Below are 21,285 nucleotides of genomic sequence, written 5' to 3' on the forward strand. Positions count from 1 at the left end.
CTGCTAGGCAGTCAGTACGCGCTGATGCTCGAATACCGGGCCGAGATCGCCCTCTGGGCGCTATCTGGGGTGTTGCCCTTGATCATGCTCGGCGTCTGGAGCGGCTCGGGCGCGGCGGCGGCGGCTGGCCTCTCACCCCAGCAGCTCAGCCACTACTTTCTGGCTGCCTTTGTGGTGCGCCAGTTCACGGTGGTTTGGCTGATTCAGGTGTTCGAAGACGACGCCCTGCAGGGCCGCCTGTCGCCCTTCCTGCTGCAGCCGCTTTCGCCGCTCTGGCGATACCTGGCGGCCCATTTCAGTGAACAGGCGTCGCGAATCCCGTTTGTGGCCGTGATGGTGCTGGTGGTGGGGCTTGCGGCGCCCGGCTTGCTGTGGCTGCCGTCAGCGGGAGCTTTGCTGCTGGGAATTCTGGCGATTGTGGCGGCCTTTCTGCTGCGCTTTCTGCTGCAGGTGCTCGTTACCACTCTTTGTTTTTGGAGTGAGCGGGCAGCGGCCCTCGACCGGCTGTTGATGATTCCCTATTTGTTTTTATCGGGCATAGTTGCACCCCTGGACACCTTTCCTCCAGCGGTGCGGCGGCTGGCCCTGGCCACGCCCTTCCCCTGGATGGTCGACTTCCCCGCCCGGCTGCTGGCCGGCGAACCAGTGAATGTGGCTTTGGGTTTTGGGGCGATCGCCGCCTGGTGCCTGCTGCTGCTGCCGATCGGCCACTGGCTGTGGCGGGCGGGCCTGCGCCGCTACTCGGCGATGGGAGCGTGAGGGAGTTTGCGCGCTACTGGCGCAGCCTGCGCTGCTTCTGGGGCACCTCCCTGGCTGCCGAACTCGAATATCCGCTCAATGCCTGGATCGAGCTGCTGTCGGTGCTGGGCAACCTGGCAGGCAGCGTCTTTGTGCTGCAGCTGCTGTTTGGTGGTGGGCCCCAGCTGGGGGGCTGGAGCTGGAGTGGCGCTTTGGTGGTGCTGGGCCTCTACACGCTGCTGGATGGGTTCACCACCTGCGTGTTGCAGCCCAACCTCAGCCGCATCGTTAACCACGTGCAGACCGGCACCCTCGACTACGTGTTGCTCAAGCCGATTGATAGCCAGTTCTGGCTGTCGGCCCGCACCGTGTCGCCCTGGGGGCTGCCAGGGATATTGGCTGGCCTTGGCTTGATCGTTTGGGCGTTACTAAACAGGGGGCCTGGGGCTCCATCCGGCCTGCCGGCGGCTGGGCCCGTGCTGCTCTCCCTGGCGCTGCTGTTTGCAGCCCTGGTGATTCTCTACAGCCTCTGGTTTGTGTTGGCGGCCCTCAGCATCTGGTTTGTGAAGGTGTGGAATGCCACCGAGGTGTTGCGCTACACCCTGGTGGCTGGCCGCTACCCGGTGAGTGCCTATCCGCCGGCGCTGCGGTTGCTGTTCACCTTTGTGCTGCCGGTGGCCTTCCTCACCACCGTGCCGGCCGAGGCGCTGCTGGGGCGGGGTTCGGCCATCTGGGCTTTCGGTTCTTTGCTGGCCGCCGGGCTTTGCCTGGCTGGCAGTCGCCTGCTGTGGCGCTACGCCCAGCGCTTTTACACCTCGGCTTCTAGTTGAGCGGAGCAGCGGGTCAGCGCGCCATCATCGATCCACCGGCTCTCCCCAGTTGCTGCCGCACCCCATGGTGATCCCCGCTCCTGCCAATCCCACCTCCAGCATCAGGGAGGAGCACTGGTTGCAGCGTTGGTATCCGGTGGCCTATCTGCAGGATCTCGACCCTCGCCGCCCTACGGCCTTCACCCTGCTGGAGATGGATCTGGTGCTGTGGTGGGACGCTGCAGGCCGGCAGTGGTGCGCCTTTGCCGACGTCTGCCCCCACCGGCTCGTGCCCTTGAGTGAAGGCCGTCTCAACGAAAGGGGTGAGCTGGAGTGCCCTTATCACGGTTGGAGTTTCAACGCCCAGGGCAGCTGCACCGCGATCCCCCAGGCCGAAGCCGCAATCGGCGCCAACCCCCGCAGCTCCTGCCGCCGCTACGCCACAGCCAGCGCCCAGGGGCTGCTGTTTGTGTTTGCCGGCGACCATGCCGCGGCTGCGGCGGTGCCCCTGCCGCTGGTGCCCCTGCTCGAGGAACCCGGCTGGCTGGTGCAGGACACCTTCCGCGATCTGCCGATGGATGCCCTCACCCTGCTGGAGAACGTGCTCGATGTGAGCCATGTGCCCTTCACCCACCACCGCACGGTGGGTAAGCGCCAGAACGCCGCTCCGGTGGTGGCGGAGCTGACCAGTTTCGGGCCGGAGGGGTTCACCGCCACTTGGCCCGAGGGCCCGCGCCGGGGGCGCCTCGGCAGCCAGTTCACCACCTTTCAGGCGCCGGGCCTGATGTGGCACGACCTCACGGCGAAGGGATTTGCCCGCTTCCTCACGGTTGTGTATGCCACGCCGATCCGGGCTGGGGAATGCCGCTTGTTTGCCCGTTTCCCATTTCAGTTCCGCTCGCTGTTGCCCAGGCTGCTGCTGCGGGCTCGGCCGGTGTGGTTGCAGCACATCGGCAACCACACGGTGCTCGAAGACGACCAGGTGTTTTTGCACTGGCAGGAACGGGTTCAAAGCCAGGCGAGCTTTCTGCCCACCGGCGCCGACATCTACGTGCGGGCGTTGCACAAATGGGTCAAAGATGTTGCTGGCCAGCCATGCCCAGGCTCCGCCCTGCCACCCCGGCTGGGTCGGGCAGCCCTGATGGATCGCTACGACAGCCACACCCGCCACTGCCGTGCCTGCTCCGGTGCCCTGCGGCAGATACGCCGCTGGCGGCCGTTAGTGCTGGTGGCCCTGGGGGTGGAGCTGCTGCTGGCGGCCTGGCTGCCCGGGCTGCCGGCGCGGTTGACCCTGCTGGTGCTGCTTGGCGGCAGCGCCCTGCTATTGCGGCAGCTAAACCGCTGGGAGCGCCAGCTATTGCGCGGCGACGGCCACCCACCACGCAACGCCCTCTAGGCGCAGCTGGCGAGCGCGCTGCGGATGGTTGCTTCGCTGACGTCGCTGCGGATCTCAACCCTGCCGATGCCGGTGGGCAGCACGAAGCGCACCTGACCCTCCCTCACCTTCTTGTCGCCCTGCAGGCAGGCCAGCACGGTGTTGGTATCGAGGGCTGGCCAGGCCAGCGGCAGACCTGCGGCGGCGATTACGGCCCGCTGGCGGGCCTGGTCGCTGGTGCTCCACAGGCCCATGGCCAGGGAGATTTCGCCGGCCGCCAGCATGCCCAAGCCAACGGCTTCCCCATGGAGGTAGGTGCCATAGCCGCAGAGGGTCTCCACCACGTGGCCCAGGGTGTGGCCGTAGTTGAGGATCGCCCTCAGGCCCCCTTCGTGTTCATCGGCGGCCACCACCTTCGCCTTGGCGGCGGCGGATTTCACCAGGATTCGCTGCAGCAGCTCGGCTGGCAATGAGGTCAAGCTGGCCAGCTGGGCGCCGCATGCCTCTAGGTCGGCAAGCAGCTCGGGGTCGCCGATCACGCCGTATTTGATCACCTCGGCCATGCCAGCGCGAAATTCGCGCTCCGGCAGGGTGGCAAGGCTGCTGGGGTCGATCAGCACCAGGCGCGGCTGGTGAAAAGCGCCGATCAGGTTTTTGCCGCCGGGGTGATTGACGCCGGTCTTGCCGCCGATCGCCGCATCCACCATGGCCAGCAGGGTGGTGGGCACCTGAACCACGGCAATGCCTCGCAGCCAGGTGGCGGCTGCAAATCCCGCCATGTCGCCCACTACGCCACCGCCAAGGGCAACGATCAGCGAGCCCCGCTCCAGCCGGCGGGCAAAGGCTGCGTTATGGATCAGGCCCACGGTGGCTGGGGTTTTCTGATCTTCTCCCGCCTCGATCACCAGGGTGCTGGCATCGAGGCCAGCCTCGCTGAGGCTTTGCAGGGCAGTGGCGCCGTAATGGGCTTCCACCACAGCGTTTGTCACCAGCAGCACCTTGGTTCCTGCTTTAAAGCCCAGGCCCCGAATCTGGTCGCCCAGACTCAGCAAGGCTGCCGAGCCGATGATCACCGGGTAAGGGGAAGCCTGCAGCTCCACCCTGATCGTTTGCAGATCCATAGGGCGATCATTATCTAGCCCAGGTACTTTGCCTTGTATGAGCGAGGCAAATCTCCGCAAGCGCACCGCAACGGCCTGGGGCTTTTTGATCCCTGCCCTGGTGCTGATCGGGCTGTCGGTGCTGATCCCGGCAGCGATGGCATTGGTGATGAGCTTCAGCCAGGCCGGCCTCGATGTCAGCGAGCCGCTGCGCTTCGTTGGCCTGGCCAATATCCAGCGCCTGCTGGCCGACCCGATGTTTTTCCGGGTCACCGGCACCACCTTTTTGTATCTGCTGGGAGTGGTGCCCCCGATCGTGGTCGGCGCCCTGGCCCTGGCCGTGCTGGTCAACCGCCAGTTGCCTGGGATCCACTGGTTTCGCGGTGCTCTGTACACCCCGGTGCTGGTGTCGATCGTGGTGGCGGCCATTGCCTTTCGCTGGATCTATGCCGAAAACGGCCTAATAAACGGCTGGCTCACCGCCCTGTTGGGCAGCCGCTTCGATCCCATCGGTTTCCTCACCTCGCCGCTACTAGCCCTGCCGTCGGTGATGCTCGTGACCCTCTGGAAGGGCCTCGGCTACTACATGGTGATCTTTCTGGCCGGGCTCCAGGGCATCTCCCCCGATCTCTACGAGGCGGCGGCCCTCGATGGCAGTGAGGGCTTGCGCAAGCACCTAGATATCACCCTGCCGCTGCTGCGGCCCTACATCACCCTGGTGGCGGTTATTTCCGCAATTGCGGCCACCAAGGTGTTCGAAGAGGTGTATTTAATGACTCAAGGTGGCCCTGCCGATTCGACCCGCACCCTCGTTTACTACGTCTACGACCAGGCTTTTGCTGAGCTCGAGATCAGCTACGCCTGCACGATTGGTTTGGCACTGTTTTTAATCGTGTTGATGCTGAGTTTGGTGCGCTATCTCTTCGCCGGTGATCGCGGCCTCACTTGAAGAGCCTGTTACTAGACCAGTCCCGGAAGCCTGCCTAGGGTTCAGCCGCCTGAAATGAAGGCCATGACTTCCTCCGGTGGCAAACCCCGCTCCAGACTCAGCGAGCGCCAGATGTTGGGCCTGTTCAGCCTTGGGCTGGGCGTGGTGCTGTTTCTACTGATCCTGATGCGGGGCCAGCAGGCCGCCCGCGAGGGAAACCAGGAGTTCAGCAACGACACCTACTGGGTGCTGGTTTCGCCACTGGTGTTTTCCGCTTTTGGTGTGGTGTGGTTGCGCTCCCCTAAGGCTGGGGCTCGTGCCCGGGGACGGGCGCTGGAGCAGTCGCAGCGCACCACCCAGTCGGCCCAGGCCTCCCTAGCCAGGGTTGATGAGGGAGCTAGCCAGCAGCTGGCCCAGGCTCGCGCCGAGGCGGCGGCGGCACTGGCAGCGTTGGAGTCGCTCCAGGGCGAACAGGACCGAACCGCAGCCCATGCGGGCGCAAAAATTAGGGCTTTGCAGGCTGAGCTCTCTGCCGCCAAGCAGGCTCACATTCAGTTAGAGGCCAACTTGCGCCGCGATCTGGTTACCCAAACAGCCGACACCAGCCGTGCTTTGGCGGCCGTCCAGTTGGTGGAGGCCCAGCAAGCCCAACGCCAGGTGGAGAAGCTGGCCGGCACCCTGGCGGCTCAGATGGATACGGCCCGCCAGCAGCTGGCGGCGGCGGTTCAGGCCAGCAAGCAAGCCCAGGCAGTGGTGGACCTTTTGGAGCAGGGCGCGCCAGCTTTTGTGGCTGCCGCCCCAACAGCCGCTACCGGTCCCGATGCCTTCCTGAGTTGCTACCGAGAGGCTTGCGAAGAGCTGGGAGTACTACCAGGCAGCGGTTGGCAAGATGTGAGCGCTACCTGGCGCCGTAAAGTGATGGATTGGCATCCAGATCAGGGTGGTGACTCCAGGCTTTGGGTCCGCCGCAATGCTGCCTATCAGCTGCTTGTGGCTTGGTACGAGTTCAACGGGGCTTCCTGATTCATACGGTGCACGCGGCGAGTTCCAAGATCCGTGGCTGGTGCCAACCCTGTGACTGGTGCCAACCCTGTGACTGAGCCAGTTGCTAGCGCTGCAGTTGCTATCGGTGTAGTTGGTGGCGGCCAATTGGCCTTGATGCTTGCCGCCGCTGCCCGCAAGCTCAATGTGCCCCTGCATGTTTTGACACCAGGGGCTCAGGATCCCGCCACTGCCCTTGCCAGCAGTGTGGTGCTGGCTGAACTCGACGATGTGGCGGCCACCCGGGAGCTGGCGCGCCGCAGTGGCGCGATCACCTTTGAAAACGAATGGGTAGACCTGCCGGCCCTGGCGCCGCTCAGTTTTGACGGAGTCGTCTTTCTGCCAAGCCTGGAGGCCCTCGCTCCCCTAGTCAGTAAGCGGGGCCAGCGACAGTTGCTGCAGGATCGGGGGCTGCCTTGCCCGCGCTGGTGTGATCTGCCCACCAGTGGCCTGTTGCCTGAAGGCTTCAACTACCCATTGATGGCCAAGGCCTCCACCGGCGGCTACGACGGCAAGGGGACAGCCGTGTTGCGCTGCCCTGAAGATCTCACGGCCCTGCTGGCAAGGGTGCCCCTAGGCGACTGGATTCTTGAGGAGTTTGTCAATTTTGAGCAGGAGCTCTCCCAGCTCGCCTGCCGCGACCGGGCTGGCAACGTGCGCTGTTATCCGTTGGTGCAGACCAACCAGCACCAGCAGGTATGCGACTGGGTGCTGGCGCCGGCCTCAGTGCCCCATGCGGTGCAGGCCTATGCCCGCAATATCGCCGCTTCCCTGCTCACGGCGATCAATTACGTGGGCGTGATCTCCATTGAGCTTTTTTATGGCCCGGGCGGTTTGCAGGTTAATGAAATCGCCCCCCGCACCCACAATTCCGGCCATTTCACGATTGAGGCAGCCCATACAAGCCAGTTCGAGCAGCAGGTGAGGATCGTTGCTGGCCTGCCGATGGGGTCTGTAGAGCTGCAGGTGCCGGGGGCACTAATGGTGAATCTGTTGGGCTTTGAAAGTTCGGAAGCCGACTACCAGGCTAAGCGGGATGATCTGGCAGCCATACCGGAGGCCACGGTGCACTGGTACGGCAAGGAGGGCTCCAGTCCAGGACGCAAACTTGGTCATGTCACCCTGCTGCTGCACGGGGTCACAGCTGGGGAACGGGCTGGCCAGGCGGAGCAGCTTTTAGAGCGGGTCAGATCAATCTGGCCCCTGCCCCCGCAAAACCCGTAATCGGTCTAGTATTCCAGAGGACTGCCTTGTTGGTGACTGCCTTTTACAGTTTTCTGATCTGACTCCCTTTTCGACATGGGGGTCTGCAGCGGAAGCAACGTAAACCGGCCTCGTAGTCGGAAACGGCGCCCCGTCCTTGACCCTCTTCTGGTTCCACCAGGTCGAACACTGGGGCAAAACGGCACGGCGGTCCACCCCTTTCAAATCAACGCCTCTCGATGAGTTCGGCGGGGGCGTAGCGAACCTTCGCCAGTGAGGCGTACCTATCGCTGCTGTCGCGATAGCCAGCCGCACACACCACACAGCTGCGGTAGGGCGAGTCTGCCAAGTTGAGAATGCGGTCGTAAGCAAGCGGATCGAAGCCTTCGATGGCACAGGTGTCCACTTCGAGCAGGGCAGCAGCTGTCATGAAGGTGCCCAGGGCGATGTACACCTGATTGCTTGCCCAGCGGTCGATCTGCTGGCTGCGAGGGCCATTGATCAGGTCGACATCGATCATCTGGCGGTAGGTGGCCAGGGCGGCTGAATCGAGGCCGCGAACGGCTGCCATCGTTTCGATTAGGCGATCGGCTTCGGCGGCGCCGATCTGGCGTTGCACCAGGAACACCACCAGATGGGAGCAGTCGGTGATCTGGCTCTGGTTCCACGACTCGGGGCGCAGCTGCTGGCGCAGGGCGGGGTCGTTTATCTCCAGAAATTTCCAGGGCTGCAAGCCATAGCTCGATGGGCTTTGCACGAGGGCGTCCTCCAGGGCGGCCCAGGTGGTGTCGTCAATGCGGCGACTGGGGTCAAACACCTTGGTGGCGTAGCGCCAGGCCATGGCCCCATTGAGCTGCTGGGGGGAGATCGGCATGGTGGGGTGGCGACAACGGTGGGGATCAGGGGCCATTCTGGACCTTGTTACTGCCGTGGTCGGGTTCGGCCGCCAGCCTCGATGGAGTCCTTTCAGCAGGCCTTTGAAGCCCTTCTGGCCCTCGCGCCTGGCCCGGTTTTTCCTCGCGCCCGGGAGCTCTACTTGCGCAAATACTGCCTCGAGGGACGCGACGCCCAGGATCGCTTCCGCACCTTCCTGTTTGAAGAGGAGATTCAGGAATCCGAAGGGGGCACCGTGCGGGTAAGCGCCCTGAGCTTCGCGGTGGTGCATTGGCAGGCCGCCCAGAGCGCCCCCGAGGAATATGCCGCCTACCTTCAGCAGCGCTGGCAGCTGCAGCCGACTGGGCTCAGTCTTGAAATCGAGCCCTGGTTTCGGGAGGGAGGCGCCTTTGCCCGCTTTCAGGCAGCGGCGTCCTACGAGCGTTCCCCCTCCGGTGAGTTGCTGTTGGGTGGTGTCTGACCCAGCAAGCGATCTAGGCACTGCTGCAGTTGCTCGCGGCTCCAGCCTGTGACTACAAACACCTCCTGCACGCTGCTGCCGCGGCGGGCGACGAGCTTGTGCCCCCCGGTGATGGGAGCTGAAACCCGCAGCCGCATCTGGCTGCTGCGGCCACGCACGCGGCTGATCACCGCCGGGGTGACGGTGTCAATGCCGGGGCAGAGCGCAAGTTGCTTGAGCAGCGGTATCAGCCCCTCCACGTAGGTGCTGTGGGTGATGACCACCCGGCCCATCAGGCCCGCTCCAAAGGAGCCATGGTCAGGCCGGCTGCTCCCAGCTGCTGGTGGTAGTGCTCAGCCTGTTCCTGGGGGCCGCACCACACCACCGCCGAACCCTCCCCGTCGATGCGGTGGGCCAGCTCCCAGGCCTTATCAGCGAGCATGCCCGGGATGATGCGCACCAGTGTTTCCACCACGTGCTGAAAGGTGTTGAAGTCGTCGTCAAGCACCACCACCTTGAAATCGGGGTAGGGCTGGCGCAGGCGCTGTCGCTCCTGAACGGGGCTGGCGGAGGAAAGGACCACAACCACGGACTGCAACGACGAACACCTTTAGGGCTCCAGCCTAGGTAAAGTGCCTTCAACGACTGCAAGCTGCACCATGTTGATCTCTGCGGGTTGGGCCTCCTTGGCTGCTCTTTTCAGCTTTTCCATCGCCATGGTGGTCTGGGGTCGTCACGGCGACAACAGCATCAAGTTCTGACCTGGCTTTGACGATCCTCTGTGCCTGAGCTGAACCTCTCCGCCTCCCAGGTGCTTTCCGCAATCGCGGTGTTGCTGCTGGTGTTTGTCAGCGGAGGCGTGATCTATCTCTCCATCATCGAGTGGAGCGATCGTCGGCGTCGCAACGCCCTTGAAACCAAGCGCCGCAAGTGAGCCCAGCTGGCTCTTCGCCACCATCCCCCACTCCCGCTGGGTTAGCGGATTGGGCCTGGCAGAGCGCAGCAGAGTTGCTGGTGTCTCCCCCCGCTGAGCCCTCTAGCTATTCGGCAGCCCCTGACCAAGATGCTCTTGACCTAGAGATCCTCGACCTAGGGGCACTAGTTGCGGCCATTGACTCGGCCCAGCCGAAGCTGTCGCTCAGTAGTGATACCGACAAGTACGACCAGGGCAGCTGGGATCCGGCCTTGCTTGCCTCCCTCGGTCTGACCCTGCTCAGCCGCCCCGCTGATGCCGAGCAGGATGAATTGCTGCGCCGCGCTGCAGACGGCTTGCGTCAACAACTAGCGGGCAACATCGTCACCTACGTGGTGAACCGCAACCTCAACGTTTCAAACCACTGCATCAAGCACTGCAGCTTCTGCGCCTTCCGCCGCGATGCTGGCGACCCCGGCGCCTACTGGCTTAGCGAAGCCGACCTGCAGCAAAAAGCCGCCGAGGCACTTGAGGCTGGAGCCACTGAGCTCTGTATCCAGGGTGGACTCAACCCAGCCGCCACGGTGGCAGGCAGTCAGCTGGCCTATGCCGAACGGTTGCTTGGTCTGTTGCAGCAGGCAGCACCGGGGTTGCACCTTCATGCTTTTTCGCCCCAGGAGCTGCTTTATTTCGCCCAGCACGACAGGCTGCCCCTCGATCAGGTGCTGGCGCGGCTGCAAGCGGCTGGTCTGGGATCGGTGCCGGGTACGGCGGCAGAGGTGCTTAGTGAGCCGGTGCGGCAGGTGCTCTGTCCGGAGAAACTCACGGCCCGGGAGTGGGTGGCGGTGATGCTCCAGGTGCACCAGCACGGCTTGCCTGCCACCAGCACCCTGATGGCAGGCCACATCGAGTCCCCGGCAGACGTGGTGGCTCACCTGCTCACCCTGGTGGCGGTGCAGCGCTACGCCTGGCAGCATCAGCGCCAGGGTTTCACTGAGTTTGTGCTGCTGCCTTTTGTGGGCGCCTCGGCGCCAGCTGCCCTGCGCTCCCGGGTGCAACGGGACCAGCCCGACCCTGCAGCGATGTTGCGGCTCACGGCCCAGGCCCGGCTGTTACTGGGGCCCTGGTTTCGCTTCCACCAGCCCAGCTGGGTGAAGCTCACCCTCCCTGGAGCCACCGAGGCCCTGCGCTGGGGATGCAATGACCTGGGCGGCACCTTGATGGAGGAGCACATCACCACGATGGCCGGTGCCAGCGGCGGCACCCGCCAGTCCCCCCAGGCGCTTGAGGCGGCTGCCAAGCGGCTTGGCCGTCCGGTGCGGCGCCGCACCACCCTCTACGGAGCTGTGGCGTGACCCGCTTGCGCTGGACCCTCACCCTGACTGTTCTGCTGCTGCTGCTTCCCGCCGGCTTGCTGCTGCGATCCCCCCGGCCCCGGGCCGAGGGCCTGGAGCGGTTGATTGGCCAGGCTGCCCTGCTGCAGAGCTTTCCCGCCGCCCCGGAGCGACCGGTGCCAGCCCTGTGGAGCCAGCGCCTCGGCGCTGCTCAGGCGCGTCAGATTTGGCGTCAGCAGCGCCGCTTCTGGTGGCAGTTCTGGGGGCGCGATGGCGATGGTGGCGCCTTTTTGGCCTATCAGTTTCAAGTAGGAAGCCCCCTGCCTCCCCATGGAATTCGGGTTGATGACCTCGTGGTCGTGGCAGCCGATCCCCTTGCCAAGCGGCTACTTCAAGACCAGCTCAAGTTGGCCCAACGTCAACGCCGCGGTCTAGAGCAGCGCTGTCTGCTGCGGTTGCAGCAGGAGCAAGCGGTTTTCTGGGCCCCCCTTGGCCTCGGCGTGATGGCGGGCCCTGCAGCCCCTTTGCTGCAACGCTTCCAGGAGGGATGTTTGAGTCTCGAGCTCGAGGGGGCCAACCTGGGGCTCGCTGGAGAAGCAGCTGCAGCCAGCGGCCTGCTGGCCGCCCCAGGTCGTGCGGCACCAGCTGTTGTTCCTCCCCCCCTGCCTTCAGAGTTGCTGCTGGAGTGGCGCGGTCCTGGCCTTGAGGGCTTACTGCAGGGGCTGCTGAGCCGCCAGCTGATCAGGGAACCGCTGTCGGCTCGCTACGGCATCGGTGATGCCCAAATAACCATGCTGCGTCGTGTGCCCTTTGCATTACGACTGCGCCCACTGGCCCAGGGGCCCTTCCAGACGGGTCTGGAGCTGCAGTTGGCGGTCTCCGGGGATCGGCGTCCCTGGAACCAGATGCTCGCCGGGCTGGTTGAACCGCTGGAGACCCAGGGACTCGAGGCAACGCAATCTGGCTCCAAGGCCTTAGCCGCGACGCTCTGGCGTCAGCAGGATGGGCGAGTCGTGGGAGGTTGGCGCTGGGTGCTGGCTGGTTCAGGCAGCCCCCAGTTGCTGCTGTTCCTTGGACCCGAACCACCTGCCGCTACTCCTGCAGCAGCCACGCCTGTGCTGAAACAGCCTGGCCTCGGCGCTTCGATGCAGTTGCGACTGCGGCCTGCAGCGCTTGCAGAGCGGGGCTTGCTGCCGCCCGAATTGCCCAAGCCCGTCCAACTAGCAAGCCAGCTCAGCCTGACGGCAGTGCCAGCTGCTCCTGGCTCAGCCCTCAGCCAGCTGACTGGGCGGCTTCAGCTGCAATCTCGGTAGGTGCCTCGGTGGCTTCCTGTTGCTGCCGTTCCCGTTTACGGCGTTCAGCAGCAACCGTTTCCGCCATTAGTTCCACGGCCTGGGCCATTTTCTCGAGGTTGGTGGCGTAAAGACTCAGGTCCTTGTCGAGTCGCTCGCGCAGCAAGCCCATGGCGCCGCCCAGGTCGTGGGCATAGCTGCGCAGGGCGGAGGCATCCAAGCCGTCTGCGCCCTGCGCCTGCTCCAACAAGCTCAGCAGGCCTACGGCCATCAACCGTGAATAGTGGAAATCGGGGCGGCGGATGTCAGCAAGAGCTGCCGCAAGGGGTTCGGGTGCGCCCGAACCCTCCTGTTCGATCCATTGCTTCACCTGCTCGACGCTGTGGCTGCCCATGGCTGCCATGGCGCTGTCACGCTGCTGGCGCAACTGGTTGGCATCGAAGCCGGAAGCGGAACAAAGGGCCTGGAGCAGGGGGAGGCGCTGGGCGTCAGGGCGATAACCCCGGGCAAAACTGTCAAACACCTGGATCAGGCCGCAGGCAAACAGGGCGTCACTGCGAAAGCCGGTTTGACGGCTGAGCAGGTGCAGTTCCACAAGCAGCTCATCCACCATGCGGCGGTAGAGCGGCGCGATCACGTGGGGGAAGGCGCGGTGAAACTCCCGCTTGCTGTCGGCAACGGTGAGGGCTGCACTCACGCTGGATTAGGCCAAGGTTGGTCGACCCTAGCCGCCCAGGCTCAGTAGGATCGGAATCACTTGCGAATTCAGCTCCATGATCCCGATCGTGATTGAAGAGTCGGGCCGGGGTGAGCGCGCATTTGACATCTATTCCCGGCTACTGCGGGAGCGCATCATCTTTTTGGGTGAACCGGTCACTGCTGAGTCGGCCAACCGGGTTGTGGCCCAGCTGCTCTTCCTAGAGGCAGAAGATCCCGATAAGGATATTTTCATGTACATCAATTCACCGGGTGGATCGGTATACGACGGTCTGGGAATTTTTGACACCATGCAGCACATCAAGCCAGATGTCCAAACCGTCTGCGTGGGTCTGGCCGCTTCGATGGGTGCCTTTCTGCTTTGCGCCGGCACCAAGGGCAAGCGCAGCAGCCTCACCCACTCGAGGATCATGATCCACCAGCCCTTGGGCGGCGCCCGCGGCCAGGCCAGCGACATCCGCATTCAGGCAAACGAAATCCTCTACTTGAAGCAGAAGCTCAACCAGGAGCTCAGCGATCGCACGGGCCAAGCCCTGCCCCGCATCGAGGAAGACACCGACCGCGACTTTTTCATGTCACCCGCGGAGGCTGTTGAGTACGGCCTAATCGACAAGGTGATCGAAAAGAGACCCGTGCGTCCCGTTTAAGGGACTGGCTGGCATTTCCAGTCAAGATCTGATTAAAGGTTTTTTTAAAAGAGTTTTTAAAAAGGATTTTTTAAAAAGGATTTTTTAAAAGGTTTTATTAAAACGAGTAGCGCAAACTCAGCTGCACCCCATGGGATTGCAATGCCGCCTGGGTTCCTCCGATAGGGATCGTGGTGCCTGCTGGCAGCGTCGGTCGCGACAAGCCAGCTTGACCACTGCTGGTGCGCACATCCCCAAGGTCGCTAAAGCGATAGGCCAGGTCGAGATCTAGCCGCTTATTAAGGGGAATGCTGATGCCGGCGGTGAGTAGGTAGGCCAGATCGCTGGAGCTGCCATCGGGGGTGACCGTTGCAGCATTGGCAGCGATGCCAGGGAAGCGATAGCTAACGGAGCTAAGGCTGTTGCGGGCGACACCCAGGCCGGCGCCAAGGAAAGGGCGAACCCGGCCCACTTTGGGTAGATCCACATAGGCAACCCCAAAACCGGCCACCGAGGAGGCGGAGCCAGTCACAGGCTGGTTGGCCCCAGCACGGCCCAAGAAGTTGCTTTGGCCGCTGAACTCAAGCTCTGGCCGCCAGCTGAGCAGGGCTTCGGCCCGCAACCAGCTGTTGAAGCGATATCCAGCCGCTGCATCGATCACTGCTGCCGGCTTGAAGCTGCCTGATGCCCCAAGGGGTTGGCCGTTATTGCCAGTGCGACAACCAAACAGGGAAGGTGGCTGCTGGCTGGCACAGTTGTTGTCACTAAAACCGTTTGCCTTTGGCCAATCGCTGCCTGCCCCCAGGCGCACATAGGGGCCGGAAGCCAGCGGTGGGTTGGCGAGATTTACATCAATATCAGGCATTCCAGGCACTCGGATCGGGCAGAGCTTGCCAGGCGTCAATTTCCAAGGCGTAGGCCGCATGACGCTGGATCGCGTCATCCATGAACAGGGCTGCCCGGATCGGAATATCTGGGCCCGTGAAGGAATGCATGGCTATGCCGGCAGTGATGGTCCGTAGAGCTGCCAATTGCAGGTCGTACCTGGCCTCTTCAAGCGAGTAATCGCAAACTCCAAGCTTGAGTAGTTCTTGGTGCCAACCCAGCAGCAGGTCTTCATGACGTCCAAGCCGCTGAGCCTGGGGCGTGCTGCCGCCAATCAAAAAGGCGATATCAATAGCGGCTGAACTGCGGCTGGCCCAGGACCAATCAATTATCACCGACTCCGGATCTTCCAGCGTATGGCCGAATAGCAAATTGTCGGCGCGCAGATCACCATGGACGAGGGTCCAAGGCCTGTCATTGAGAGCCTGATCAATGTCAGAGCTTTGCTCCAGTACAGCGCGATATAACCGGCAAACATCCGTGCCGAAGCGCACGCCGTAGGTGGCAAAGAAATCATCAACGATTTCGGCTTTGGGGTCTGCAAACCAGAAGCCATGGTTTGGCAACCAGCTGTGCTGGTTCAAGGAAGGATCAAGCCAGAATTCGGCGTGGATAGCTGCCATGCGTTTAATCGTCGCCAACGTTTCCTGGTAGCTGAGTCCGATGACTTGATCACCTGAACGTAGGTGGGTCAGATCCTCGATCAGCAACCAATATGGCTCAGAGGAATTGGTTGCAAAGACCGAGGGTTTGTGATTTTCTAATCTTGGTGTGCAGTGAGTGTAAACACCCACCTCACGACCAAAGGCATTATTCAGCCGGCTGAACTCATTGAAGTCCTTATTGGAGGTTTCACTTTTGAGAATTACGCTTGCTGGCCCTTCTTCAGGTGGATCACAGTTCAGCTCCAGGCGCCAAGTGGTCGATTGAAACCCCCTGCCCTCCCCCAGCAGCTTCGCCTCCAGGCTTTTGACATTGGTGCCGAGAGCTTCGCCGATCCACTGCGGTTCGGGCTGCTTTACCAGCATTTCTGTGGGATCGCTTGCTGCCATACCAAGAAGTCCAATTGAGTGCGTGGTTTGAACTTTAGTTGGGTTGGGGCCGTTTCCCTTAAGTGCCGGCCAGGCAGCAGAGGAGCAGGCAGCTTCGAACACGGGTTGGTTGACGGATCGGAAAAGCGCGGCCAAGTTGGGGCGCACTTCAGAACTGCCGTATGTACGCCACTCTGCGCGAATACGAGGGAATTAAGGATCCAGCTCAGGCCACCCAGCCCTTGCTTGATGGGCTACTAGCTGAAATGCAAGCCCTGCCGGGTTTTATTGCTTACTACTTCGTGGACGTGGGGGAGGCCGGTGACCGGATGATCTCCCTCAGCGTGTTTGAGAGCAGTGAGGCAGCTGAGGAGTCGAATCGAGTGGCGGCGGGCTGGGTGGCTCGCTGGCTAGCGGAGCACCCACAAAGTGCACCCACGACGAGTCGCGTGGATGCCGGTCCTGTGATGGCTAGTGCTACTGCTTGATCAGCCGGCTAGCAGGGGCGAGAAGCGCTCCTTCTCTGGAATTGCCGTGAATTCGGCCACAATGGCGCGGAATTCTTCGCCATCGAGGCTCTCTTTCTCGATCAGTAGCTCCACTACCCGATCCATGCAGGCGCGGTGCTCTGCCACCAACTTGACCGTGTCTGCGTAGCAGCTGTGAACCATTTGGCGCACGGCATCATCGATCTTGCTGGCAAGGCGATCGGAGCCATCGCTGCGGGTCATCAGGTCGCGGCCCAGGAAAACCTCCTGGTTGCCTGCTTCAAAGGAGACCTGGCCTAGATCGCTCATGCCAAACCGGGTAACCATTTGGCGAGCAATCGAGGCTACCTGCTGGATGTCACCACCTGCACCAGTTGTGACCTCTGCGTGGCCGAAGACGACATCCTCGGCAGCCCGGCCGCCGAGGGCACCCATGATGCGAGCTCGGAGCTGGGCCCGGCTCACCAACATCTGCTCCTCGTCGGGGGAGAACCAGGTAAGTCCTTGGGCCTGGCCACGTGGGATCAGGGTGACCTTCTGAACGGGGTCATGGGCCTGCACCAGGGTGCCCACCAGGGCATGGCCAACCTCGTGATATGCGATCAGGCGCTTGCTGCGCCCATCGGTGAGGGGCTTGCCCTCCATGCCGGCAATGATCCGATCGACGGCATCATCAATTTCGGCAAGTGAAGTTGCCTCCTTGCGGCGCCGGGCCGTGAGGATTGCCGCTTCATTGAGCAGGTTCGCGAGATCGGCGCCGGAGAAGCCTGGTGTACGGCGAGCAATCACTTCAAGGCTCACATCATCGGCCAGCTTTTTATCGCGGCTGTGCACCTTGAGCACAGACAGCCTCCCTTTGATGTCTGGCACATCAACTTGAACCTGGCGATCGAAACGACCTGGGCGCAACAGGGCTGAATCGAGCACATCGGCTCGGTTTGTTGCGGCAATGATGATGATGCCGCTATTGCCTTCAAAGCCGTCCATCTCGGTGAGCAGCTGGTTGAGGGTTTGCTCCCTCTCGTCGTTACCGCCGCCGACACCAGCACCACGCTGGCGTCCCACCGCATCAATTTCGTCGATGAAGATCAAACAAGGGCTGTTTTCCTTAGCCCGCTTGAACAGGTCGCGAACCCGGCTGGCGCCCACGCCAACAAACATTTCAACGAATTCAGATCCTGAAAGCGAGAAGAAGGGAACTCCGGCTTCACCAGCAATTGCCTTGGCTAGCAGGGTTTTGCCGGTACCGGGAGGTCCTACGAGCAGCACACCTTTGGGGATCTTGGCGCCAACTGAAGTGAAGCGCTCGGGGGTTTTTAGGAAGGTGACAACCTCCTGGAGGTCCTGCTTGGCCTCTTCAACACCAGCCACGTCGTCAAATTTGACGCCAGTTTCAGCTTCCATTGCGAAGCGGGCCTTGGTTTTGCCGAATTGCATCGCCTGACCGGGGCCCCCGGGCATGCCGTTGCCGCGGCGTGAAAGGAAGATCAGCGAACCGATCAGGAGCAATGGGAAGAGGAGATTGCCGAGCAATCCAAGAGCTGGTGGAGCTGTTTTGGGTGGATGGATATCGAAGCTGATGCCCTGCTCTTTGAGCTTGTTGACCAGCTCTGGAGCAACACCGGGCAGGTCTACGCGCAGACGCTGCACCCGATTGTCGAGGTCAGGATCCACAGCCTCGATAACTGCACTGCGACCGCCGTCGAAAATATCAACCGCCGTTACCCGGCCCGCATCCACGTAATCGAGGAAGCGGCCGTAGCTCATGCGGGCTATGGCCGCATTGCGGGGAGCAACCGTGGCGCCTTCTGGTTTGAAACGGGCCGTGCCGCCGTTACCAAGCAGCTGCCAGCCGAGGAATGCGACCACTGCCAGGGGCAGCAGCCAGAGGGCAATCAGACGCCAGCGCTGGTTCATAGCTGAGACACTTTGTTGACAAGTGTAACGGCGCCAGGCCCCCTCCCCGCGCCGAGCTTCAGCTCGCCGTTGCCCAGGGCAGCTCGCCATCCAGCAGACCGGGGACGTAGCCGCGGGAACTGGGCAGCGCTTCGAATTGGGCCGCTTGAGCTGGTAGGGACGGTGGATCGTTGAGCAGATCGCCGGAGTTAACGGTCTCCACCAATTCGGGCCCACCAAGGCCGTGGGTCCAGATCTTCACCACGCTGCTTTGTGGGCACTGGAAGCTGAGTAGCTCGAAGGGAAACACCACTCGTTCGAGGAAGAACTGCTCGGGACCGATGCAGCGCAGTATCACCATCCGATCGCTGGTATTGCGGTAACTGCATGCCAATTGGGCCACGTCTGAATCCCGATTTCTCCACCCATAAAGCCACTGGCTTGAGTGCGGGTTTAGTGACGTACGCCACTGTTTTCGATTTTTAATGGTTCTTTCTGGTTTCGTCCCGTCGTTGCCGGCTCACCAGAACGTTTCAAAGGCTGCGCAAGGCAACGATTGGGTCGAGGCGCGCAGCCCGGCGGGCGGGCACTACGCCGAAGAAAAGGCCAATCGAACCGGATAGCCCCACCGTGACCAGCACCGTGGCCGCACCAATCGATGCCGGTAAGGGTGTAAGAACGCCGACCACAGCCACCGTGCCAATGCCCACCGCGCTGCCGATCACGCCCCCCAGGCTGGCCAGCACCAGCGACTCCACCAGAAACTGCAGCAGCACATCGCCGCTGCGGGCGCCGAGGGCTTTGCGCAGGCCGATCTCTTCGGTGCGCTCACTCACCGACACCAACATGATGTTCATGATGCCGATGCCGCCCACCAGCAGCGACACGGCACCAATGGCAGCCAGCATCAAGGTGAGGCCACCAGTGATCGTGCTCACAATCGTGAGGGCATCTTTCTGGGAGCGCACGGCAAAATCGTCTTCCCGCAGGATCCGATGCCGCTGGCGCAACAGGTTGGTGATTTGAAAGCTCGCGGCCCCCGTGCTCTGCTCGTCGCGGGCTTCGACGCTGATGAAATTAAGGCTGACCCCGTAGGTGGGGTCACGTCCTGAAAGCTTGCTCACCATGGTGCTGAGGGGCACGTAGGCGTTCTCGTCTTGGTTTTGACCAAATACGGCGCCCTTGGGTTCAAGAACGCCTATCACTTCGAACAGCTGGTTGCGAATACGCAGCTGGCGCCCCACTGGCGCCTTGCCTGGAAACATCTTTGTGCCCAAGTCGGGCCCCACAACGGTGACATTGCGAGCGCCGTTGAGATCGCTGGCGGTGAAGAAGCGCCCCTGGGCGATCTCAAATTGACGAACCGGCAGAAACTCCGGTGTAACACCGAAAATTGACGTGCTGCTGCTCAGGCCGCCCGCCTGAACCACCCCGCTCAAGGTGATCTGGGGGGCTACCCGCTTTACGCTTGGTACCTGCTCGCCGATGGCGACCGCGTCTTCAAGCACGAGGTTTTTGGGGAAGTCGATGCCCTGGCGCCGGGTGTCGTTGCTGCCAGGCACTACAAACAGCACGTTGGCGCCGAGATTGCTTAGCTGCCCTTCGGCCAGGTTCTGGGCGCCTCGCCCCACCCCCACCAAGGTGATCACGGAGGCATTGCCGATGACGATGCCGAGCATGGTCAGCAAACTGCGCAGCCGATTGGAGCGCAGGGTGCTCAGGGCCATGCCGACGGTTTCCCGCATGGGGAGCTTGGTTGGCATGGCTGCGGTGGCGGCTGCTGGCCCTAAACGATGGCGGGTCTGTCGTCAGCGTCGTGGCTGCGGGCGCCTCGATGCACCTCGCCGCGCTGCAGATCCAGGGTCACGATTTCCCCCTGACGCAGGTTTGCGATCGCGTTACAGACACCCACAATCGTTGGTACGCCAGTGCGCTCGGCGATCAAGGCGGCATGGCTCTCGAGGCCACCGGCTTCCGTAACTACCCCTTTGGCTTTGCGAATCGCCTCGACGTAATCGGCGCAGGTTTCATGCACCACCAGGATTTCGCCAGATTGGATTGCCGCCGCTGCCTCTGGGCTGTCAACCAGGCGAACTCGACCGCTCACGGATCCAGTGCCGACGCCGGTTCCCTTAGAGAGCACCGCGGAGACGATGCCCACCTTGATGAAGTCGGTGGAGCCGCTGATTCCCGAGAGGGTGCCGGCGGTTTGAACGACTAGGTCACCATCACGAAGAAAGCCCAGCTCGCGTGCCATGCCCATGGCCAGGCTGAAGGTGCTGGTGGAGGAGCTCTGCTCCTCCACCACCAAGGGGTTGACGCCCCAGCAAAGCTGCAGCTGCCGGGCCACATTCACCTCGCTGGTGATCGCCAAAATTGGGGTACTGGGGCGGAACTTGCTGACATTGCGAGCCGTAGAGCCCCCCTTGGTGAGCGGCAAAATTGCGGCCGCATTCAGCTGGCGAGCAATGCTGCTCACCGCCTGGCAGATGGCATTGGGGATGGTGGTTGCCATGTGGCTATCGAGCACCCGGCGGGGGTAATCCCGCTCGATGCGCCGGGCGATTATGGCCATGGTGGCCACCGCTTCTACGGGGAAATCGCCCACAGCGCTCTCATTGGAGAGCATCACGGCATCGGTGCCATCAAGGATGGCGTTGGCTACGTCGCTCACCTCGGCCCGGGTGGGCCTGGGGCAGCTCACCATTGAATCGAGCATCTGGGTGGCAGTGATCACCGGGATGCCCAGACTGTTGGCCTTGCGAATCAGCTCCTTCTGCAACAGGGGAACTTCTTCGGCGGGCATCTCGACGCCCAAGTCGCCCCGAGCCACCATCACCCCGTCGCAGAGGGGCAGGATGTCGTCGATCTGATCGATGGCCTCAAACTTTTCGATCTTGGCCACCACGGGGGTTTCGTGGCCATGGCTGCGGATCAGTTCCCGGATCTCGCGCATGTCCGAGGGGTTGCGCACAAAGCTGAGGGCCACCCAATCAACCCCCTGCTTCAGCCCAAATGCCAGATCAATGCGGTCTTTCTCGGTGAGGGCACGTATAGAGAGCTGCACATCGGGGAAATTGACCCCCTTGTTGTTAGAGAGCACTCCACCAACGGTGACGCTGCAGAACAGGGTCTGCTCGGGCTTGTCGACGCTGTCGACCACCATCTCCACCCGACCGTCATCCAGCAGGATGCGACTGCCTGGCACCACCTCATCGGCCAGAGATGCGTAGGTGACGGTGGCAATTTTCTGATTGCAGGCCACATCCCTAGATGTGAGGGTGAACTGATCGCCCTTGGCCAGGGTGATCGGCCCATCGGCAAAACGGCCCAAACGAATTTTGGGACCCTGCAGGTCTTGAAGGATGCCGAGCTCAATGCCCAGCTCCGTTGACACCTGACGAATCGTGGCGATGCGAGCCGCATGCTCGCTGTGGTCGCCGTGAGAAAAATTGAGCCGGAAAGTAGTGGCGCCGGCGGCAACCAACTCGCGCAGACGTTCGGCGGATTCCGTGGCAGGCCCGATCGTGGCCACGATCTTGGTGCGACGCATGAGATCGGGCTGGGGCATGTAAA

24 protein-coding genes and 1 other RNA gene are annotated in these 21,285 nt (G+C 62.4%); 14 read left to right on the forward strand and 11 right to left on the reverse strand.

What is annotated here, in order from left to right:
* Positions 1-24 precede the first annotated feature (24 nt).
* The 3 genes from KBY99_RS11865 (at position 25) to KBY99_RS11875 (ending at position 2,943) form a co-directional block, all read left to right on the forward strand.
* The gene (locus KBY99_RS11865; protein ID WP_254930774.1) at positions 25-759 is read left to right on the forward strand and encodes an ABC transporter permease; all 735 of its coding nucleotides are present in this window, start codon (positions 25-27) and stop codon (positions 757-759) included.
* Positions 756-1,568 carry an ABC transporter permease gene (locus KBY99_RS11870; protein WP_254999338.1) on the forward strand — a complete coding sequence of 271 codons (813 nt, stop codon included), beginning with the start codon at positions 756-758 and terminating at the stop codon, positions 1,566-1,568. Before KBY99_RS11865 ends, KBY99_RS11870 begins: the two co-directional genes overlap by 4 nt.
* A gap of 64 nt (positions 1,569-1,632) precedes the next feature.
* Complete coding sequence (locus KBY99_RS11875) at positions 1,633-2,943, forward strand: Rieske 2Fe-2S domain-containing protein (protein WP_254999255.1); 1,311 nt, start codon at positions 1,633-1,635, stop codon at positions 2,941-2,943.
* Here the strand turns inward: KBY99_RS11875 and aroB are convergent.
* On the reverse strand, positions 2,940-4,043 hold the full coding sequence (gene aroB, locus KBY99_RS11880; RefSeq protein ID WP_254999256.1) for a 3-dehydroquinate synthase: 1,104 nt from the start codon (positions 4,041-4,043) through the stop codon (positions 2,940-2,942). The genes KBY99_RS11875 and aroB overlap by 4 nt on opposite strands.
* A gap of 37 nt (positions 4,044-4,080) precedes the next feature.
* On the opposite strand from aroB, the gene KBY99_RS11885 reads away from it, so the two are divergent.
* The 4 genes from KBY99_RS11885 to ssrS all read left to right on the forward strand — a co-directional run bounded on the left by KBY99_RS11885 (position 4,081) and on the right by ssrS (position 7,412).
* Complete coding sequence (locus tag KBY99_RS11885; RefSeq protein WP_254999257.1) at positions 4,081-4,971, forward strand: carbohydrate ABC transporter permease; 891 nt, start codon at positions 4,081-4,083, stop codon at positions 4,969-4,971.
* Positions 4,972-5,034: 63 nt separating this feature from the next.
* The gene (locus KBY99_RS11890) at positions 5,035-5,973 is read left to right on the forward strand and encodes a hypothetical protein (RefSeq protein ID WP_254999258.1); all 939 of its coding nucleotides are present in this window, start codon (positions 5,035-5,037) and stop codon (positions 5,971-5,973) included.
* Between the two features lie 69 nt (positions 5,974-6,042).
* Positions 6,043-7,215 (forward strand): 5-(carboxyamino)imidazole ribonucleotide synthase, encoded by a 1,173-nt coding sequence (locus KBY99_RS11895; protein WP_254999259.1) that lies wholly within the window; start codon positions 6,043-6,045, stop codon positions 7,213-7,215.
* A gap of 15 nt (positions 7,216-7,230) precedes the next feature.
* Positions 7,231-7,412: non-coding RNA, 6S RNA (gene ssrS / locus KBY99_RS11900), on the forward strand.
* Between the two features lie 8 nt (positions 7,413-7,420).
* On the opposite strand, the gene KBY99_RS11905 is transcribed toward ssrS, so the two are convergent.
* Positions 7,421-8,068, reverse strand: coding sequence for an NAD(P)H-dependent oxidoreductase (locus tag KBY99_RS11905; protein WP_254999260.1), 648 nt, complete (start codon positions 8,066-8,068; stop codon positions 7,421-7,423).
* 81 nt (positions 8,069-8,149) lie between these two features.
* Here KBY99_RS11905 and KBY99_RS11910 point away from each other — a divergent pair, with 81 nt between their 5' ends.
* On the forward strand, positions 8,150-8,548 hold the full coding sequence (locus KBY99_RS11910) for a hypothetical protein (protein ID WP_254999261.1): 399 nt from the start codon (positions 8,150-8,152) through the stop codon (positions 8,546-8,548).
* Here KBY99_RS11910 and KBY99_RS11915 read toward each other — a convergent pair.
* Together KBY99_RS11915 and clpS are read right to left on the reverse strand one after the other, a co-directional pair.
* Positions 8,503-8,820: a DUF2103 domain-containing protein gene (locus KBY99_RS11915; protein WP_106501619.1), complete on the reverse strand. Its 318-nt coding sequence runs from the start codon at positions 8,818-8,820 to the stop codon at positions 8,503-8,505. The two genes, KBY99_RS11910 and KBY99_RS11915, sit on opposite strands and share 46 nt — an antisense overlap.
* Entirely contained in the window at positions 8,820-9,116 is a 297-nt protein-coding gene (gene clpS / locus KBY99_RS11920; protein ID WP_254999263.1) for an ATP-dependent Clp protease adapter ClpS, read from the reverse strand. Before clpS ends, KBY99_RS11915 begins: the two co-directional genes overlap by 1 nt.
* Before the next feature lie 70 nt (positions 9,117-9,186).
* On the opposite strand from clpS, the gene petN reads away from it, so the two are divergent.
* From petN to KBY99_RS11940, 4 genes are all read left to right on the forward strand, one after another.
* A complete protein-coding gene (gene petN / locus KBY99_RS11925) occupies positions 9,187-9,288 on the forward strand; it encodes a cytochrome b6-f complex subunit PetN (RefSeq protein ID WP_106501620.1) in 102 nt (33 codons plus the stop codon).
* A gap of 20 nt (positions 9,289-9,308) precedes the next feature.
* Positions 9,309-9,461, forward strand: a complete 153-nt coding sequence (locus tag KBY99_RS11930) for a hypothetical protein (RefSeq protein WP_254936322.1) — start codon at positions 9,309-9,311, stop codon at positions 9,459-9,461.
* A gap of 80 nt (positions 9,462-9,541) precedes the next feature.
* Complete coding sequence (locus tag KBY99_RS11935; RefSeq protein ID WP_254999266.1) at positions 9,542-10,795, forward strand: CofH family radical SAM protein; 1,254 nt, start codon at positions 9,542-9,544, stop codon at positions 10,793-10,795.
* The gene (locus KBY99_RS11940) at positions 10,792-12,087 is read left to right on the forward strand and encodes a hypothetical protein (RefSeq protein ID WP_254999269.1); all 1,296 of its coding nucleotides are present in this window, start codon (positions 10,792-10,794) and stop codon (positions 12,085-12,087) included. The genes KBY99_RS11935 and KBY99_RS11940 overlap by 4 nt, the downstream gene beginning before the upstream one ends.
* On the opposite strand, the gene psb29 is transcribed toward KBY99_RS11940, so the two are convergent.
* Positions 12,047-12,763 (reverse strand): photosystem II biogenesis protein Psp29, encoded by a 717-nt coding sequence (gene psb29 / locus KBY99_RS11945; RefSeq protein WP_254999270.1) that lies wholly within the window; start codon positions 12,761-12,763, stop codon positions 12,047-12,049. The genes KBY99_RS11940 and psb29 overlap by 41 nt on opposite strands.
* Before the next feature lie 76 nt (positions 12,764-12,839).
* Here psb29 and clpP point away from each other — a divergent pair, with 76 nt between their 5' ends.
* Positions 12,840-13,430 carry an ATP-dependent Clp endopeptidase proteolytic subunit ClpP gene (gene clpP / locus KBY99_RS11950; protein WP_254999271.1) on the forward strand — a complete coding sequence of 197 codons (591 nt, stop codon included), beginning with the start codon at positions 12,840-12,842 and terminating at the stop codon, positions 13,428-13,430.
* Positions 13,431-13,527: 97 nt separating this feature from the next.
* Here the strand turns inward: clpP and KBY99_RS11955 are convergent, their stop codons facing one another.
* On the reverse strand, positions 13,528-14,274 hold the full coding sequence (locus KBY99_RS11955) for an outer membrane protein (protein WP_254999272.1): 747 nt from the start codon (positions 14,272-14,274) through the stop codon (positions 13,528-13,530).
* Positions 14,267-15,448: an ecdysteroid 22-kinase family protein gene (locus KBY99_RS11960; RefSeq protein WP_254999273.1), complete on the reverse strand. Its 1,182-nt coding sequence runs from the start codon at positions 15,446-15,448 to the stop codon at positions 14,267-14,269. The genes KBY99_RS11955 and KBY99_RS11960 overlap by 8 nt, the downstream gene beginning before the upstream one ends.
* 59 nt (positions 15,449-15,507) lie before the next feature.
* Between KBY99_RS11960 and KBY99_RS11965 the strand changes: the two genes are divergently transcribed.
* On the forward strand, positions 15,508-15,813 hold the full coding sequence (locus KBY99_RS11965; RefSeq protein WP_254999274.1) for a hypothetical protein: 306 nt from the start codon (positions 15,508-15,510) through the stop codon (positions 15,811-15,813).
* On the opposite strand, the gene ftsH is transcribed toward KBY99_RS11965, so the two are convergent.
* The 4 genes from ftsH to pyk form a co-directional block, all read right to left on the reverse strand.
* A complete protein-coding gene (ftsH, locus tag KBY99_RS11970; RefSeq protein ID WP_254999275.1) occupies positions 15,814-17,730 on the reverse strand; it encodes an ATP-dependent zinc metalloprotease FtsH in 1,917 nt (638 codons plus the stop codon).
* Positions 17,731-17,788: 58 nt separating this feature from the next.
* Positions 17,789-18,112 (reverse strand): DUF1830 domain-containing protein, encoded by a 324-nt coding sequence (locus tag KBY99_RS11975; RefSeq protein ID WP_254999277.1) that lies wholly within the window; start codon positions 18,110-18,112, stop codon positions 17,789-17,791.
* 130 nt (positions 18,113-18,242) lie between these two features.
* Positions 18,243-19,472, reverse strand: coding sequence for an ABC transporter permease (locus KBY99_RS11980; protein ID WP_254999278.1), 1,230 nt, complete (start codon positions 19,470-19,472; stop codon positions 18,243-18,245).
* Between the two features lie 23 nt (positions 19,473-19,495).
* Positions 19,496-21,280: a pyruvate kinase gene (gene pyk, locus KBY99_RS11985; RefSeq protein ID WP_254999279.1), complete on the reverse strand. Its 1,785-nt coding sequence runs from the start codon at positions 21,278-21,280 to the stop codon at positions 19,496-19,498.
* Between the last annotated feature and the right edge of the window lie 5 nt (positions 21,281-21,285).

This window comes from Cyanobium sp. Maggiore-St4-Cus, assembly GCF_024345615.1.
Taxonomy (GTDB): Bacteria; Cyanobacteriota; Cyanobacteriia; order PCC-6307; family Cyanobiaceae; genus Cyanobium_A; species Cyanobium_A usitatum.